Here is a 17763-nt window from a genome sequence, read left to right as displayed (position 1 = left end):
TCCCGCTTGACGGCGTTTACAGGATGCTCACCACGCCCAGCACTTCTTCCTGCGTCAGCGTGTGACCGTCGTGCGCGTGCAGGGTGATGCTGTTGTGGTAGCTGTGGTTGGCGTTGTCGTGCAAGGTGTAGCTGAGCAGGCGGCTGTCCGCGTCGTATTGCAGGTCGCTGATACTTTCGCCTTGGCCTGTAACGAGGCGGATGCGGTCTTCCCCCGGGTTGAGATCTAGGATTTGGTTCAGCGCCGGGCTTTCCGCGTTTTTCAGCGGGTTGGTGATGAAGACGAACTGGTCTGCGCCGTTGCCGCCTTTGAGGGTGTTCGCGCCGCCAACAGCGACGAGGTTGTCGTTGCCGTCTGTACCGGTGAGATTGTGCGGGGTCTCTGCGGCGTCGAAGGTGAAGGCATCACCGCCCCGCTCACCGAGGTAGTCGAGGATTTCCGCGCTGCTCTTGCCCGCGAGTTCTGCCTGCGCACTGGCTTTGAGAGGCGCGCTGAGGTGGACGGGCGCGTCGGTATCACCCAAGGTGTGCGGGGCGTTGTCGGTTGCGCCATCATGCTGCGCGTGGTCAGCGGCGGTATGGGTGTCGCTGTTGTCTTTGCGGTAATGCGCCGCCCAGTCGATCTGGATGTTTGAGGCGGCAGGGGTGTGCGCGCCGGGGATGGCGTTATCAATGCTTTCGCTCTGTGCGGCGCTGCCGTTGGGGTCTTGCGAGCCGGTCTGCATGCCCAGCCACATCATTTCGCTGGTGGCGGGGACGTTTTTCAGGGTGTACCACGGTTTGCCGTCGAAGGTGTAGGTAATGGTGCCGGCGTCGGGGTCGATGATGGCGCCGTAGGTGTGCCAGTCGGTCAGGTCGGCGTTGCGGAGGAACTGGTTGTCCTGCTGGTGATCGGCTGCCGTGCCCCAGTGGTAGGTGCCCATGATGTTCGGGTCGCGCGCACGGCCTTCGGCAAAGTCCACTTCCGGCGGCCATTTTTCGCTTTTCGGCCAGAGCAGGAAGGCGTAGCCGATGCCTTTGGCGTCGGAGAATCTGGCGCGGATTTCCCAGCGTCCGCCGCTCGCCGCGAAGGTGTCGCCGCTGCTGATGCCAGCGCTTGTCCAGGCGCCGTTGTGGTATTGGTTCTGGATGTTGAGGACACCGTCGGCGGTGTAGGCGTTGCTTTGCTGGTAGCGCCCCATGCCGCCGTGTTCGGGGGTTTGCCAGCCCCAGCCGTAGCGTGCCCAGCCGCTTTCTTCGACGGATTTGTCGAAGGTGTCGTGCCAGTCGAGTTTCCAGCCGTCGTATTCGGCGACGGCACTGTTGCGCCCGCCTGCGCCGCTGTTTTGGCTGTCGTTGTTGTGCGCGTGCACGCGGCCGCCGGCGGCAAGGATGCTGGATGGCAGGGTAACGCTGCCGCTATCCGGGTCTATCGTGGCCGCAGTCGTGCGTTTGTCCGGGTTGACTTCGCTGAGGTGCCAGCGGTTGTTGTCGTCACGCCAGGCGTTCAGGGTGACGCTGCCGAACTGGTTGTCTTGGTAGGTGATGTGGATGTGCCGCGCGCCTGCTGTCGGAGTGATGGTGGTGCCGTCAGCGCCTTCACGCACACTCGGTGCGGCGATGGTGCCGTCGTTATCGCGGATTTCGCCGGTGAGCGAGGCTTTCCAGTCCGGCACGGTCGCACCGCCATCGGCGCTCGTGATGCTGACTTTGTAGGTTTCGATACGCTCGGCGTTTGTGTCATCACGGGTGTCAATGCGGAAGGTGGCGTGGCTTTCGCCGGCGCGGATGGTGACGGTCTGGGTGCTGTCATCAAGATCACCTGCGTCGGTATCTTTATGGCTGACACGGACGTTGAAGGTAAGGTCGCGTTCGGCGGGCCGGTTCAGGCGGATCAGGTAGTGCGCGCTGCCGCCTTCGTTGACCGGGGCATCGCTCGCGGCAAAGAGGTAGGCTTCGAGCGGGGTGTTATCGGCACCGCTGCGCAGGGTGGTTTCTGCGCTTTGTGCGCCATTTTGTCCGCCGCTGGCGCGGACGGTGCTGTTGTCGAGGATGCTCTCTGGCGGCAGGGTGATGGTGCCGCTTGCCGGGTCGATGCTGGCGCTGGTTCCGGCGGCGGTAATGCGCCATTCGCCGTTTTCTTTGGCGGCGCTGAGAGTTCTGGCGATGCCGTTGCTGTCGGTGTAGGCCATACTCAGGCTGTCGTTGTCAGCGGCGGGGGTGAGGGTGATGCCGCCGCTGTGGGCGGGGTCATGCGCGAGGGTCGGCACGCCGATACGGCCACTGTCGCTGTCGGCGGTCAGGGTGGCGACGCGGTCGGCATGGATGCCGCGCGCGGCATTGCCCGCCATGACGGTGCTGCCGTCTTGTACTTGTCCGGGCGCGAGGGTGATAACGCCGCTTTGCGGGTCAACGCTCAGGCTGCTGTCGGACGCCTGCCAGCGGCCATTGTGTTTGACGAGGTCGATATCGTGCATCCGCCCGCTTTCGTCGCGGTAGCGCAGGTGCAGGCTGTCCGCGCCATGGGCGGGGGTGATGGTGATGCCGCCGCGCTGCACGTCGTCGCGGGCAATGTTCGGCGCATCAGGCACGGTGATGCCCGCTTGCGGGTCATGCGCGGGGGCGGCGGGCAACGGACTGGCCGCGCCTTTGTTGCCTTCGTCTTTGACTTGCACGGCGATGTCCCGGCTGTACGCCGCGCCGTGGTTGTCGGTCGCCGTCACGGTGAGCTGGATGCGTTTTTCTTCGCCGTAGTGAACGCTCTGCCCGTCTTTGAGTTTGAGGGTACCGTCGGCGGTGATTTCAAAGCGGCTGTCGCTGACGGTGTAGCTGTGGGTATCGCCGCTGTCGGGATCGCTGACGCCCAGTTTGCCCACGGTGGCCCCGCCGCTCTCGGCTTTGACCCAGTACGAGGCGCTGTCGCCCGCGTTCAGGGTGATGGCGGTCGGGCTGTGGTTCGGCGTGCCGCTGTCGATATCCAGCGGGCTGCTGAGCGGTTTTTCGTCGTATCCGGCGTTGTCTTTATAGGTGGCGCGCACGGTGATTTTGTGCCCGGCGTCGTCGCTGGTGAGCGTGTAGGTCTTGCCGTTGGCCTTGGCGATGGGATTGCCGTCGCGCAGCCATTGGTACTGCACGTTGTCAGCGGCGAAGCCGTCGCTGTCGCTGATGGTGGCGGTGAGTTCGCTGCCGACTTTCGCTTCGCCGCTGAGGGTGATTTTGCCTTCGTGGTTTGTGGGCGGGGTTGTTTCGTCGTGAACGGTGGTCGCGACGCTGTCTTTGCCTGCGGTAATCGTCGCCCCTTGCGGGTTGCGGATTTTGACGGTGTAGGTTTCGTCGCCCTCGGCCTTGCCGTCGGCGGCCACGTCCACGGTGAAGGTGGCACTGCTTTCGCCTTTACGGATGGTGACGCGGTGAGTGCTGAGGGTGAGGTCACCGTCGTCGGTCGTGCCGTGTTCGACGGTAACATCAACGCTGATATCGCGGTCGGCAACGCGGGTGAGCAGCAGTTGTTTGGCAAAAGCCTTGAAATTCTCCGCCAGTTCTTCGCCCGCTTTCGGAACGTAGATGTCGTTATCGCCCCAGTTTGCCCAGGTCATCATGTAGGCGATTTTGCGCGCATCCGGATCGGCGAGGATGCCTTTGAGCAGGTCGGTGTAGAACTCGGGGTCAACGTTGCCCTGCGGCTTGATCATCTTGTCGCCGCCGCGCCCGAATTCGGTCAGCGCCGCAACCTTGCCACGCGCTTCGGCCATACGGGCGAGCATCGCCATGTCTTCCACGACTTCTTTGACCCAGCCGTCTTTGGCGAGTTTGGCAGCATTCGTGTCGTAGCCGTCATAGCCGAGGATATCCACCACATCATCGCCCGGATAGAGCAGACGATAGCGGCTTTCATCGCCGTTAAAGTTGCCGTTCGGTGCAAAGGCGGTGAGGATTTGCCCGTCTGCGCCGTGTTCCTTGACGTAGTTGACGATATAACGGAAGAGTTCTTTGTAGGTTTCCACGCCGCCGCGTTCGTAGTACCACCACGCCCATTCGCCGTTGCCTTCGTGCAGCGGACGGAAGATGAAGGGGATTTTGCTACCGTCGGCGCGCACCGCGTGCTGCGCCATCGCGACGATGGTATCCAGCCATTCATTCAGCGTGCCGTTCAGGTCACCGCCCGGCAGCAGGCGTTTGAGGTTGACCTGGGAAAAATCGTTAGCGCCATTCGGGCCCGGCATCGGGTTGTCCCAATGCGCAGACACGGCGGCGATACCGCCCAATGCATCGATTTTGGCGATTGCCGCCCCCATCGCCTTGCCGTTTTCAGCGACGGTTTTGCTGCGATCCATCGGCGGTTCCATCATCGCCAAACCGACGATGGAGGGATAACGGCCGGTCAGCGCGTGGATATCGGAAGTGTAGCCCTGCCCGTCGGCAGCGCTGCGCCCGGCACTCAGCCCCTGATGCTGACCGAAAAGAATGCCGCGTCCGGCGTTTTGCCGCAGGGTGTCAAGCAACTCGGCGGCACTGTGCGCCCTGGGCAGCGGCGCAAGATCGAGATCAACGGTGTACGTCGCCTTGCCACCTTCGCTGATTTCGCCTGGACCGCGCAGAGTAACGCCCGGCACATCGGCAGGCGGCGGATTGGCGGCAATATCCAGCGGGCTGCTGAGCGGTTTTTCGTCGTATCCGGCGTTGTCTTTATAGGTGGCGCGCACGGTGATTTTGTGCCCGGCGTCGTCGCTGGTGAGCGTGTAGGTCTTGCCGTTGGCATTGGCGATGGGATTGCCGTCGCGCAGCCACTGGTACTGCACGTTGTCAGCGGCAAAACCGTCGCCGTCTTTGACGGTCGCGGTCAGGGTTGAGCCGGGTTTGGCCTCACCGCTGATGCTGACCGTGCCTTGCTGGTTGGGTTGCGGACTCGGCGCGGGATAGTCCGGATCGTCCTGCACGAAGACGTAGATGCGTTTCCGCACGCTAAGGCCGCCGCTGTCGGTTGAGGTGATGGTGAGGTCCACGGTTTTTTCCGTGGCGTAGTCGATGTGATAGCCCGCTTTCAGTTTGAGGGTGCCGTCAGCGGTCACTTCAAAGCGGCCATCACTGACGGTGTAGGTGTGCTTGTCGCCAACATCGGGGTCGGTGGTGGTGAGGCGGCCCACGACTGCGCCGTCTTTGCCTTCGGCGATTTTGTTGGTACTGAGGCTGATATCGGTCGGGGCATGGTTGACGGGTGGTGGATTTGCGCCGTTGTCGAGGATATCCACTGTGAGGGTGCTGTGTTTGGTGCCGCCGGTCTGTCCAGCCGCGCTACGGATAACGCCGACAGCGGGTTTTTCTTTGCCGTCGTGCGTCCACAGGCCGAAGTAGTTTTCGCGGTTTGCCTTGTCGAGGGCATCGGGGATGCCATTGCCGTCGGCATCAAGGTTGGCATCGGGTTTGCCATCGCCGTCGGTGTCAATGTTGACGTCCGGTTTGCCGTCGCCGTCGGCATCGCGGCTGACGATGCCTGGCACATAGGGGGCACGGTCATTCTGCGCCTGGTAGAGGATCATCGGTCCCTCACCGGTCTTGGCGTGTTGTTCGAGCAGGGTTTTAATGACGGTGGCCTGTTGCGTTTCGTCCAGGCCCTGATACATGGCTTCGCGGCCAACTTCGGTTGCCCAGATTTTTTTGTCGCCGTCGCCATGTTCCTGCATGATTTGTTTCAGGGTTTTTTCGCCAGGGGGCGGGGCAACAACGTCGCCGTTCATCAGTGCCCAGCCATTTGATTTGAATTCGCGCGAGGTGATGCCGTAAGGGTGGTGCGAGAGGGTGTCGAAATGGCCTTTGGCGCCCGCCGCATACATCTGTTCGAGGAAATCACGCGGGTCAATGTAGCCATCCGAGCTGCGCGTCTCACCCACAGTCATACCGCCCGCCAGCACGTTGACATCGGGTGCTGCGTCATGCGCGGCTTTGTAGGCGAGTTTGAGCAGGTTGGTGTAGTGCGCGGCGTTGGGTTTGAGGTTACCCGGGCTGTCGTGCCAAAAGCCGGGGTTGCCCGGCTCGTTCCAGACTTCGTAATCCTTGATGCCCTGCGGCGCGTAGCGTTTGACCACAGCGGCCATGAATTTGGCGTAGTCCGCATCGTGTTCGGGTTTGGGCGCGAAGTTGCTGACCCAGTAGCCCCGCTTGTCCAGCGCTTCTTTTTCAGCGGCACTGAGCTGGTCCGCACCACTCGCCCATTCCGGCGTGCCGCTGACCTGCATCAGCACTTTCATGCCGTATTTCTGCGCGAGTTTGACGGCAGCGTCGAGGTCTTCCCAGTTGTAATCGCCGTTTTCCGCCGCTTGCGCGCGGTGCCACGAGGCGACGATGCGCACCCATTTGACGCCCAGTTTTGCCGCGCGCGCGTAGCTTTCTTCGGCTGCGGCAAGGTTTGCGCCCCAGGCGGGGTTGAGCGGCTGTACGCCGATGCCGTTTGTGCCGCGGAAGCCTTCCCGTCCAATCGCGACATCAATGATTTCGCGCACATTGTCGAAACCCGGCTGCTCTTTCGGATCGTAGGTGTAATGCAGGGTGCCGCTCGCGCGGTCGTAACCGGTCAGCGTCAGTGTGCCCTTGTCGTTATCCAGCACGGTCTGCGGCTGCTGCGCAAGGTTGCCCAGTCTGGCGAGATTGAGGGTGGTGTTGCCGATGGTCACGGCTTCACCGTCGGCGAGGCTGCCGATGTGCATGGTGCCCGCGATGGGGCCGTCGGTTTCCTTGACGGTGAGGTGACCGGCATCCTGCGGGACGATGGTCTGCGCCTCGCTGAGCGGGGACTCATCGTGTCCGGCGTTGTCTTTATACGTCGCGCGCACGCTGATTTTGTGCCCGGCGTCGTCTTGGGTCAGGGTGTAGGTCTTGCCGGTGGCTTGACTGATGGGCTGACCGTCGCGCTGCCATTGGTAGGTGACACCTGTATCCGGCACGCCATCGGCATCGCTGATGTTGGCGGTGAGTTCGCTACCGACTTTTGCTTCACCCGTGATGCTCACCGTGCCTGCGTTATTCGGTTGCGGCTGCGGGTTGTCAGCAACGGTAGCGGTGGCCTCACTTAGCGGATTTTCGTGGTATCCGGCATTGTCTTTATAGGTGGCGCGCACAGCGATTTTGTGTCCGGCATCGTCGGTAGTGAGGCGGTAGGTTGCACCCGTCTGTCCACCGATGGGTTGGCCGTCGCGTAGCCACTGGTATTGCACGTTATTGGGGATGCCGTCGTCATCGGTAACGGTAGCAGTCAACGTTTGCCCGACTTTGGCTTCGCCACTGATGCTGATTTTGCCCGCATGGTTGGGTTGGGGTTGCGGCTGTGGATTCGGGTTGGGTTGCGGATTCGGGTTGGGTTGTGGATTCGGGTTGGGTTGTGGATTCGGGTTGGGTTGCGGATTCGGGTTGGGTTGTGGGTTCGGGTTGGGTTGTGGGTTCGGGTTGGGTTGTGGGTTCGGGTTCGGTTGTGGATTCGGATTCGGTTGTGGGTTCGGATTGGGTTGTGGATTCGGGTTGGGTTGTGGATTCGGGTTGGGTTGTGGATTCGGGTTGGGTTGTGGATTCGGGTTCGGTTGCGGATTCGGGTTCGGTTGTGGGTTCGGTTGTGGGTTCGGGTTGGGTTGTGGGTTCGGGTTGGGTTGTGGGTTCGGGTTGGGTTGTGGATTCGGGTTGGGTTGTGGGTTCGGGTTCGGTTGCGGATTCGGGTTGGGTTGTGGATTCGGGTTCGGTTGTGGATTCGGACCCGGTTGTGGATTCGGGTTGGGTTGTGGATTAGGACCCGGTTGTGGTTCGGGTTGCGGCTGCGGTGCAATGTTGTCGCCGTGATGGTGTTTGTCGTGGTTATGCGCGGCAAGTGCGATACCACCGCCAATCAGGGCGAGTCCGCCGAGGGCGGCCAGTCCGGCTTTGTCCACCGTGTTGGGTGCAAACGCCTGCGCAGCGGCAACTTCCGCCGCCAGTTCATGTTCACTAAGGGTGGCGACGGGGTAGTTGTACAGCCCGCCGTTTACCTGTGTACCAACCAGCGCGCCCTGTCCCTGGCTGAAATAGTGGTCGATGATAAGGTCAGTGCCATCATCGAAGGCGATGTAGAGATCGTCGCCTTTACGCTCAGTTATCAGCTGCTCCGGCCCGATCCCGCTTGCGGCATCCGTAAATTGGTAGTACGCCCCATGCATGGCCTCAATGTGCTGCGGCGCGCCGACAGTATCAAGCGCGTAGGTGGCAAGGGTGTCGCCGGCGGGGTTTTTCAGGCTAAGGGTGATATGGGCCATGATCGGGTCTCCTGGTTAAGCGGTTGTTTTCCAGTTTTTTTGCTTCTAAATCAACTGGTAATGTAATAGTAGCATTCTGTCACGAAGCGAGTGAAAGCTTGGCGGAAAAGCGTGTTTATTCTGTTCGGTGTCAAGCGGGATAAAACCTGACCTCGCCAAGCGGGATAAACACGGGGTTTGTGGATGTTCGCCATCGCGAAAAAACCTCCCCCAGCGGGGGAGGTTTTTTCGCGATGGCGAGCCGAAGCCCGTTTTACGCCGCTTGACGGCGTTTACAGGATGCTCACTGCCGCCAGCACTTCTTCCTGGGTCAGGGTATGTCCGTCGTGCGCGTGCAGGGTGATGCTGTTGTGGTAGCTGTGGTTTGCGCCGTCGTCAAGGTCGTAGTCAAGGGTGTGTTTTTCGGCGTTGTAGTGCAGGTTTTTTATGGTTCCGCCTTTGCCCGCGACGAGGCGGATGCGGTCTTCCCCGGTGTTGAGGTCGAGGATTTGGTTCAGCGCCGGGCTTTCCGCGTTTTTCAGCGGGTTGGTGATGAAGACGAACTGGTCCGCGCCGTTGCCGCCTTTGAGGGTGTCCGCGCCACTCGCGGCTACAAGGGTGTCGTTACCGTCTGTGCCAGTGAGGTTGTGCGGGGTCTCTGCGGCGTCGAAGGTGAAAGCGTCGCCACCCCGCTCACCGAGGTAGTCGAGGATTTCCGCGCTGCTCTTGCCCGCGAGTTCTGCCTGCGCGCTGGCTTTGAGGGGCGCGCTGAGGTGGACGGGCGCGTCGCTATCGCCCAGGGTGTGCGGGGCGTTGTCGGTCGCACCATTGTGCTGGGTGTGATCAGCGGCGGCATGGGTGTCGCTGCTTTTCGCCTGGCTATGTCCGCTGTCGTGTCCGTCGCTGTAAGAAGCGGTTTGGGCGCCGTTGTGATGACCGTCATTGTTGTCCGCATCGTGTCTGTGCAGGGCATCGCCCGCCTCCGTGGCACTGTGGATGTCCGCTGAGCTGGGTGGCTCGCTGTTGCCGATCGGCGGGTAATTCGGATCGTCTTCGACGTGCAGGGTGAAGGTTTTGCGTATGGTTTGACCGCCGCTGTTGCTGACGGTCACGCTGACGCTGATGGTTTTTTCTTGGTCGTAGTTGACTTTCTGCCCGGCTTTGAGTTTGAGAGTGCCATCCACGATTTCGAAACGCGGGTCGTTCACGTGGTAGGTGTAATCTTTGCCGACGCTGCGGTCGCGCAGGGTGAGTTTGCCGACACTGGCGCCGTCTTTGCCTTCCATCAGTTTGTTGGCAGACAGGGTGAGGTCGTAATAGTCGAAGCCGGGCATTCCTTTCGGCGCGCGCACGTAGGCGGTGAAGGTTTTACTGTAGCTCGCCCCCATCTGGTCGGTCGCAGTGACGGTGAGGGTGACGCTGTTCACTTTGTCGTAGTCAAGGCTTTGTCCTTTTTTCAGGCGCAGCATGTCGCCGTTAACTTCGAAACGCTCGTCGTTCACGGTGTAGGTGAAGCGGTCGCCCTTGTCCGCGTCAATGGCTTTGAGGGTGCCAACTTCAGCCTGGTCTTCGTTGCCGTAGATGACGCGCGGGTCAAGGGTGATGTCGGTCGGGGCGTGGTTTTTGTAGCCAACCGGCATGGTACCGGCGCTGGTGGCGCTTTCTTCTTGTCCGGCGATGTCGGTGTAGGCGATTTTGACGGTGATGACTTTGCCCCTTTCCGCCTCGGTCAGGGTGTAGGTAGATCCGTGCGCCCCTTCGATTTCAACGCCGTCGGCGTACCAGCGGTAGCTGGTAACGGATTTGGGCGGCACTTTGACGCTGACGTGGCGGTACAGTTCGCCGTAGTCACCGTCATAGACTTCGGCGGTGAGGGTTTGCCCCGGCTGGGCGGTGCCCTTGATGTACACGGCGCTCTTGAAGTGGTTGGTGCCGATGGTGTTGCCGCTGGTGTGGCGGTCAATGACGTTGCCACCGTAGAGGTCGTTGTCGCTGACGGTAACGCCGGTAGTCGAATGCACGGCACCGTTGCGCAGCTCTATGCCGTACTGGTGGTGATAGGGGTATTTCTCGGGCATATCGTGTTTTTGACGCACGGTGTTGTGGCGGATGGTGCCGCCTTCGACGCCGACGTAAAGGATGCCAACGTGGTTATCCTCGACGATGTTGTTTTCGAAGGTGATGTTTTTCACCGCCGTGCTGCCGCCGTGCATGTGGTTCGAGGCAACGATACCGTAGCGGTTGCCGGAGAAGGTGTTGCCGCGCAATTCCACGTCGCTAACTTGCTCGTTTTTGTTCGGCTCAATGTCAATGCCGGCGCGCGGGTCGGTGCCGTCAGTGTCCTTGAAGACGGAGTTGAGGACTTTGATACCCTTGCCGTGGGTGATGGAGATGCCCTGGCGGCGATTGTGGTCGGCGTTCACCTGATAGAAGGTGATGTTTTGGGTCTCAATGTCGCTGCTGCCGCGCTTGCCGACGTAGAAGCCGTCGCCCCAGTTATTTTTGGAGGTGACTTTTTCCACAACAACGTTGGTGGAGTTGGTGATACGCACACCATGCCCCCATTCGCCATATTCACCGGTATGGCTGTCACGGTCACCTTCAATAGTGCCGCCGTATATGTGGGCATTGTTGGCGTCTTTGATGGTGACGACGGAGGCAAACTGCGAGTTGTTGGGCAACGATTTGAGCACGGTACCGTCAGCCATGCGCAGGGTAACGTTGCTTTTCAGGACGAGGCCGCTGGTTTCATAGGACGAGGTTTCCTGGCGCAGGGCGTCAATCAGGTAGGTGCCGTTTGGAATATCAACAATGCCACCGCCTTTTGCTGCGACCGCATCAATGGCTTTTTGAATCGCAGCAGTGTCGTCCGTTTTCCCGTCGCCCTTCGCGCCATATTCCGCATCTTTGACGTTGGCGACGAAGTCAGTGGTCGGTTTCGGCACGTATTCGCCAACTTTGCCGGAGGGCGGCGGGGTGGGGATGTCTTGCGCGTCGCTGATCGGGGCTTCGTCGTGCCCGGCGTTGTCTTTATACGTCGCGCGCACGGTGATTTTGTGCCCGGCATCGTCTTGGGTCAGTGTGTAGGTCTTGCCATTGGCGCTATCAATGGGATTGCCGTCACGCAGCCATTGATATTGGACTTTGTCGGCGGTAAAACCGTCGCCGTCGGTCACGGTAGCGGTAAGGGTACTGCCCACTTTGGCTTCGCCGCTGATGGCAATGCTACCCGGTTGGTTCGGCGGTGGAGCAGGGATGTCGGTCACCTCGCTCGTCGGGTTTTCATCATGCCCGGCGTTGTCTTTGTAGGTGGCGCGCACGCTGATTTTGTGCCCGGCATCGTCGCTGGTGAGAGTATAGGTCTTGCCTGTTTGTCCGTTAATGGCTTGACCATCGCGTAGCCATTGGTATTGCACTTTGTCAGCAGCGAAGCCATCACTGTCGCTGAGTTGCGCGGTGAGTTCGCTGCCCACTTTGGCTTCGCCGCTAATGGTGATTTTACCCGCGTGATTGGGCTGCGGCGGGGGCGTGTCTTCACTCACTTTATCGGTCGGGCGGCTTTCGATGTCCTCCGCGTGGCCTTTGTCGTCGGTGTAGTTCGCTTTGGCGGTGAGGCTCTTGCCTTTGTCCCCCGCTTGTACGGTGTAGGTTTTACCCTCGCCGACTTTCTTGCCATCGGCGTACCAGCTGTACTGGATGTTCGCCTTGTCGGTGCCGTCTTTGTCCGTGACGGTTGCGGTGAGGGTCTTGCCTACTTTGGCTTCGCCCGTGATGGTGATCACGCCTTCGTTATTCGGTTGCGACGGTGGCGCATCTTCGCTCACTTTATCGGTCGGGCGGCTTTCGATGTCCTCCGCGTGGCCTTTGTCGTCGGTGTAGTTCGCTTTGGCGGTGAGGCTCTTGCCTTTGTCCCCCGCTTGTACGGTGTAGGTTTTACCCTCGCCGACTTTCTTGCCATCGGCGTACCAGCTGTACTGGATGTTCGCCTTGTCGGTGCCGTCTTTGTCCGTGACGGTTGCGGTGAGGGTCTTGCCCACTTTGGCTTCGCCCGTGATGGTGATCACGCCTTCGTTATTCGGTTGCGACGGGGGCGCGTCTTCGCTCACTTTATCGGTCGGGCGGCTTTCGATGTCCTCCGCGTGGCCTTTGTCGTCGGTGTAGTTCGCTTTGGCGGTGAGGCTCTTGCCTTTGTCTCCTGCTTGTACGGTGTAGGTTTTACCCTCGCCGACTTTCTTGCCATCGGCATACCAGCTGTACTGAATGTTCGCCTTGTCGGTGCCGTCTTTGTCCGTGACGGTTGCGGTGAGGGTCTTGCCCACTTTGGCTTCGCCCGTGATGGTGATCACGCCTTCGTTATTCGGCTGCGGCGGGGGCGCGTCTTCGCTCACTTTATCGGTCGGGCGGCTTTCGATGTCCTCCGCGTGGCCTTTGTCGTCGGTGTAGCTCGCTTTGGCGGTGAGGCTCTTGCCTTTGTCTCCCGCTTGTACGGTGTAGGTTTTACCCTCGCCGACTTTCTTGCCATCGGCATACCAGCTGTACTGGATGTTCGCCTTGTCGGTGCCGTCTTTGTCCGTGACGGTTGCGGTGAGGGTCTTGCCCACTTTGGCTTCGCCCGTGATGGTGATCACGCCTTCGTTATTCGGTTGCGACGGGGGCGCGTCTTCGCTCACTTTATCGGTCGGGCGGCTTTCGATGTTCTCCGCGTGGCCTTTGTCGTCGGTATAGTTCGCTTTGGCGGTGAGGCTCTTGCCTTTGTCCCCCGCTTGTACGGTGTAGGTTTTACCCTCGCCGACTTTCTTGCCATCGGCATACCAGCTGTACTGGATGTTCGCCTTGTCGGTGCCGTCTTTGTCCGTGACGGTTGCGGTGAGGGTCTTGCCCACTTTGGCTTCGCCCGTGATGGTGATCACGCCTTCGTTATTCGGTTGCGACGGGGGCGCGTCTTCGCTCACTTTATCGGTCGGGCGGCTTTCGATGTTCTCCGCGTGGCCTTTGTCGTCGGTATAGTTCGCTTTGGCGGTGAGGCTCTTGCCTTTGTCCCCCGCTTGTACGGTGTAGGTTTTACCCTCGCCGACTTTCTTGCCATCGGCATACCAGCTGTACTGGATGTTCGCCTTGTCGGTGCCGTCTTTGTCCGTGACGGTTGCGGTGAGGGTCTTGCCCACTTTGGCTTCGCCCGTGATGGTGATCACGCCTTCGTTATTCGGTTGCGACGGGGGCGCGTCTTCGCTCACTTTATCGGTCGGGCGGCTTTCGATGTTCTCCGCGTGGCCTTTGTCGTCGGTGTAGTCCGCTTTGGCGGTGAGGCTCTTGCCTTTGTCCCCCGCTTGTACGGTGTAGGTTTTACCCTCACCGACTTTCTTGCCATCGGCATACCAGCTGTACTGGATGTTCGCCTTGTCGGTACCGTCTTTGTCCGTGACGGTTGCGGTGAGGGTCTTGCCCACTTTGGCTTCGCCCGTGATGGTGATCACGCCTTCGTTATTCGGTTGCGACGGGGGCGCGTCTTCGCTCACTTTATCGGTCGGGCGGCTTTCGATGTTCTCCGCGTGGCCTTTGTCGTCGGTGTAGTTCGCTTTGGCGGTGAGGCTCTTGCCTTTGTCCCCCGCTTGTACGGTGTAGGTTTTACCCTCGCCGACTTTCTTGCCATCGGCGTACCAGCTGTACTGGATGTTCGCCTTGTCGGTGCCGTCTTTGTCCGTGACGGTTGCGGTGAGGGTCTTGCCCACTTTGGCTTCGCCGCTAATGGTGATTTTGCCCGCATGGTTGGGTTGGGGTCGCGGCTGGGGATTCGGTTGTGGGTTCGGGTTAGGTTGTGGATTCGGGTTAGGTTGTGGATTCGGGTTGGGTTGCGGATTCGGGTTGGGTTGTGGATTAGGACCCGGTTGTGGTTCGGGTTGCGGCTGCGGTGCAATGTTGTCGCCGTGATGGTGTTTGTCGTGGTTATGCGCGGCAAGTGCGATACCACCGCCAATCAGGGCGAGTCCGCCGAGGGCGGCCAGTCCGGCTTTGTCCACCGTGTTGGGTGCAAACGCCTGCGCGGCGGCAACTTCCGCCGCCAGTTCATGTTCGCTAAGGGTGGCGACGGGGTAGTTGTACAGCCCGCCGTTTACCTGTGTACCAACCAGCGCGCCCTGTCCCTGGCTGAAATAGTGGTCGATGATAAGGTCAGTGCCATCATCGAAGGCGATGTAGAGATCGTCGCCTTTACGCTCAGTTATCAGCTGCTCCGGCCCGATCCCGCTTGCGGCATCCGTAAACTGGTAGTACGCCCCATGCATGGCCTCAATGTGCTGCGGCGCGCCGGCAGTATCAAGCGCGTGGGTAGCAAGGGTATCGCCGGCGGGGTTTTTCAGGCTAAGGGTGATATGGGCCATAATCGGATCTCCTAGTTAAGCGGTTATTTTCCCGATCCTTTCATAACCTTGTAAATAGACCGGTAATGTGACGGTAATATTTTGCCACAAAATGGTAGATTGCGGGGCTCTGGCAGATGCCATTCCTCTTTAATCAGCTGCAGCGACCGATGCCATCACTGCAATTTTTAGCATGCGGCTCTGAAAAGGCGGTTTCCAGGCCGAGATAACGGGAGATGTATTGCCAATGGGCATCGGGGGGAGCGCGCAGATCAAGCGCTTCTCCGCTCCACGGATGGGGGAATTGCAGGCGGGTGGCGTGTAGCATCAGGCGTAAGCCAGGACCCGTCATTGCCGTGGTGTAGCGCGGATCGCCGAGGTGGCCGCCAAGAACACGGTTTTGGCGGTTGTCGCCATGGCTGGTGTCACCGAGGATGGGATGGAAGATGTGTTTTAGATGGCGGCGCAGTTGGTGTTTGCGGCCATGCCGCGGATTGAGCTCGGCCAGGCTGTAGCGCGAGGTGGGGTGGCGACCGTCGCTCGCCAGCGGGATTTCGCTGCGCCGCAGGCAGCGGTAGTGGGTCAGCGCTGCTTGTGGTGCTTTGTCACGGCTGCGGTCACGATCGGCAATTTTGTCCGGCAGGTAGCTGAGTGGGTAGTCAATGTTGCCCGCATCCGCCAGCCAGCCGCGCACAACGGCGTGGTAGGTTTTGTGCAGACGGTTTGCTGCGATGTGGGCGCCGCACAGGCGTGCGGTTTCGGGATCGAGCGCGAAGAGCAGGACACCGCTGGTCGGGCGATCAAGACGGTGGACAGGATAAGGTTTGCAGCCTATTTGTTGTTGCAGTTGCTCAACGACGCTGCTCGCGGCATATCGATCGAGTGGGCTGGGATGGACGAAGAGGCCGGCCGGTTTGTTGACGGCCAGCAGACGGTCATCGCGGTAAAGGATGGCGAGTGGCGAGAGCATAGCGGTTTGTCATGCGAACGAAAAAGCCCGCCGGAGCGGGCTTTGTGCGGTGCGTATTACCAGCTGTTGCCGCCGAAGTTACCGCCGCCGACGCGGTCGCGGCGCGGGCGTTCTTCACGCGGGCGTGCTTCGTTGATTTTGAGCGGTCTGCCGCCAACTTCTTTACCGTTCAAGGCTTCGATGGCACGCAGGCCTTCGCTGTTGTCGTGCATTTCGACGAAGCCGAAGCCTTTGCTGCGGCCGCTGCCGCGCTCGGTGATGATGCTGGCGTTGCTGACGCTGCCGTAAGGCGCAAAGAGGTCGCGCAGTTCTTGTTCGGTGGCCCGGTAGGAGAGGTTACCGACGTAGATGTTGATCATAGGGATGGGTTCCTTTTTTCATGCGTTATCAATGTGCAACTCCCGGAATCTAACGCATGATTTCGACAGTGTTTTGCCGGATGGCAAATAGGGGTTGGCCGTTATTTCAGTTTGTCCCGCGCTTCTGCCGGATTGAGTTGTTCGGCAGAGCGGCGAAGCAGGGATTTTTTGCCGTTACCGTCGTAGTCGTCGATGTAGAAGGCAAAGAGCAGCAGGCCGTTTTCGCGGCGGTCGCCGAAGAGGCCTTCTGCGTCGCACTGTGCCAGTGCTTCGAGCAGGCAGGTTTCGAAGTCGCGGCGCAAGGTTTGGTATTGGGCTTCGTCATCGGCGGCTTGTTCGGCCAGCAGCCAGGTTTCTTTGTACAGGGCGGACTGGTTGTCCGGCCATGCGCCCGTGTGCGGGTCAACGGCCCGGTAGCTACCTTCGTAGAGTTTGCAGCGGCCATCCCAGATAGCACCCAAGAGGGTGCTGTCCGGGTCGAAGGCCTGCATGTCTTCGTGGGTAATAGCGTTGTCGGCGGCGGCAAAGAAGTCGTCCACCAGCGCGAAGTAATAGGCGGCCAGGTGTTTGCCCGCTTGTCCGGCTTCTGCCCGGATGAGGGGGAAAGAGTAGCGGATGAGGTCGGCGGCATGTTGGCGGATGCGGGCTTTTTCTGCTGCGTTCATGGTGGGCGGCATTTTTTCAGGATGCGGCGGCAACGGCTTTTTCGATGCGTCTCAATGCTTCTTCAAGCATCTCGCGCGGGCAGCCGAAGTTGAGGCGGACGAAACCGGGCGCGCCGAAGTCCGCACCGTCGTTCATGCCGACGCCGTGTTCTTCGAAGTAGCGCTGCGGGTTGTCCACACCGAGGCCGCGTGCGTCAATCCAGGCGAGAAAGGTCGCCTCGACCGGCGTCATGTGCAGTTTGCCGGTGGCGTTGACGCGTTGTTCGGCAAGCCGGGCGTTTTCGCGCAGGTAGGCAATCATTTCCTGCCGCCATTTTTCGCCGTGTTCGAGGGCGGCGATGCCCGCCGTCATGCCGAGGACGTTTACGTCGCCGGTCATGCCTACGCTGACGCGGCGGAATTCCTGGCGTAGTGCAGCGTTCGGAATGATGGTAAAGGCGCAGGAGAGCCCCGCGATGTTGTAGGTTTTTCCCATTGACATCAGGGTGATGGTGCGGTCGCGTGCGTCGTCATCCAGGCTGGCGAAGGGGCGGTGACGCGTGCCGTTGAGGATGATGTCGCAGTGGATTTCGTCCGAGCAGACGAGCAGATCGTATTTTTGGGCGATGTCGTGGTAGCGGCCAAGTTCGGCGTCCGTGTAGGTGCGGCCGATAGGGTTGTGCGGGTGGCAGAGGAGCAGCAGGCCGGTCTCGTCGTCTATGTTGGCTTCAAGTGCGTCGAAATCGGGGGTCCAGCGACCGCTTTCGAGTATGCAGGGCGAGCCTGCATTGGTGTAGTCGGGCAGCAGGGCCGGGTTTTTACGCAGGTGCGGGTAAACGGGTTCGACGATCACGGCACGGTTTTTACCGCGCAGGCGGGCGATGGCGCGGCTGAAGTTGAGGCCGGGCACGCAACCGGTGAGCGGGATAATCCAGTCAGCATCCACATGCCAGCCATAATGGGTCTCGCAGTGGCGGATGATGCCGTCAATGAAGCGGGCTTGTTGCTGGTTTCCGTAGCCGAAGACGCCATGCTCAATGCGCGCTTGCAGGGCATCGTTGATGGCGGGCGAGGCAAGGAATTCGGTATCGGCAATCCACATCGGCAGGATGCTGGTACCGCTGTATTTGTGCCATTTTTCCGAGTCGCTGTGGGCGCGGCTGTCACTGCTTTGTAACATGATGGGTTCCTTGGTTTGGGGTATTCG

6 protein-coding genes are annotated in these 17763 nt (G+C 60.4%); all 6 read right to left on the bottom strand.

Features of this window, described 5'->3' with window-relative positions; translation table 11 throughout:
- Positions 1 to 16 precede the first annotated feature (16 nt).
- On the bottom strand, positions 17 to 8248 hold the full coding sequence (locus tag DY250_RS14715) for a glycosyl hydrolase (RefSeq protein WP_218565520.1): 8232 nt from the start codon (positions 8246 to 8248) through the stop codon (positions 17 to 19).
- Positions 8249 to 8520: 272 nt separating this feature from the next.
- The gene (locus DY250_RS02665) at positions 8521 to 14604 is read right to left on the bottom strand and encodes a glycosyl hydrolase family 28-related protein (RefSeq protein ID WP_115610800.1); all 6084 of its coding nucleotides are present in this window, start codon (positions 14602 to 14604) and stop codon (positions 8521 to 8523) included.
- A gap of 133 nt (positions 14605 to 14737) precedes the next feature.
- Positions 14738 to 15553, bottom strand: coding sequence for a pseudouridine synthase (locus DY250_RS02660; RefSeq protein ID WP_115610799.1), 816 nt, complete (start codon positions 15551 to 15553; stop codon positions 14738 to 14740).
- A 56-nt stretch (positions 15554 to 15609) separates the two neighbouring features.
- Positions 15610 to 15912 (bottom strand): RNA recognition motif domain-containing protein, encoded by a 303-nt coding sequence (locus DY250_RS02655; RefSeq protein WP_006985929.1) that lies wholly within the window; start codon positions 15910 to 15912, stop codon positions 15610 to 15612.
- 101 nt (positions 15913 to 16013) lie between these two features.
- Positions 16014 to 16577 carry a DUF4303 domain-containing protein gene (locus DY250_RS02650; protein ID WP_115612744.1) on the bottom strand — a complete coding sequence of 188 codons (564 nt, stop codon included), beginning with the start codon at positions 16575 to 16577 and terminating at the stop codon, positions 16014 to 16016.
- Positions 16578 to 16593: 16 nt separating this feature from the next.
- A complete protein-coding gene (locus DY250_RS02645) occupies positions 16594 to 17736 on the bottom strand; it encodes a MalY/PatB family protein (RefSeq protein ID WP_115610798.1) in 1143 nt (380 codons plus the stop codon).
- Between the last annotated feature and the right edge of the window lie 27 nt (positions 17737 to 17763).

This window comes from Cardiobacterium valvarum (assembly GCF_900460955.1).
Lineage (GTDB): Bacteria > Pseudomonadota > Gammaproteobacteria > Cardiobacteriales > Cardiobacteriaceae > Cardiobacterium > Cardiobacterium valvarum.
Note: the sequence above shows the minus strand (reverse complement) of the source record. Positions and strands in the feature narration are given on the sequence as shown.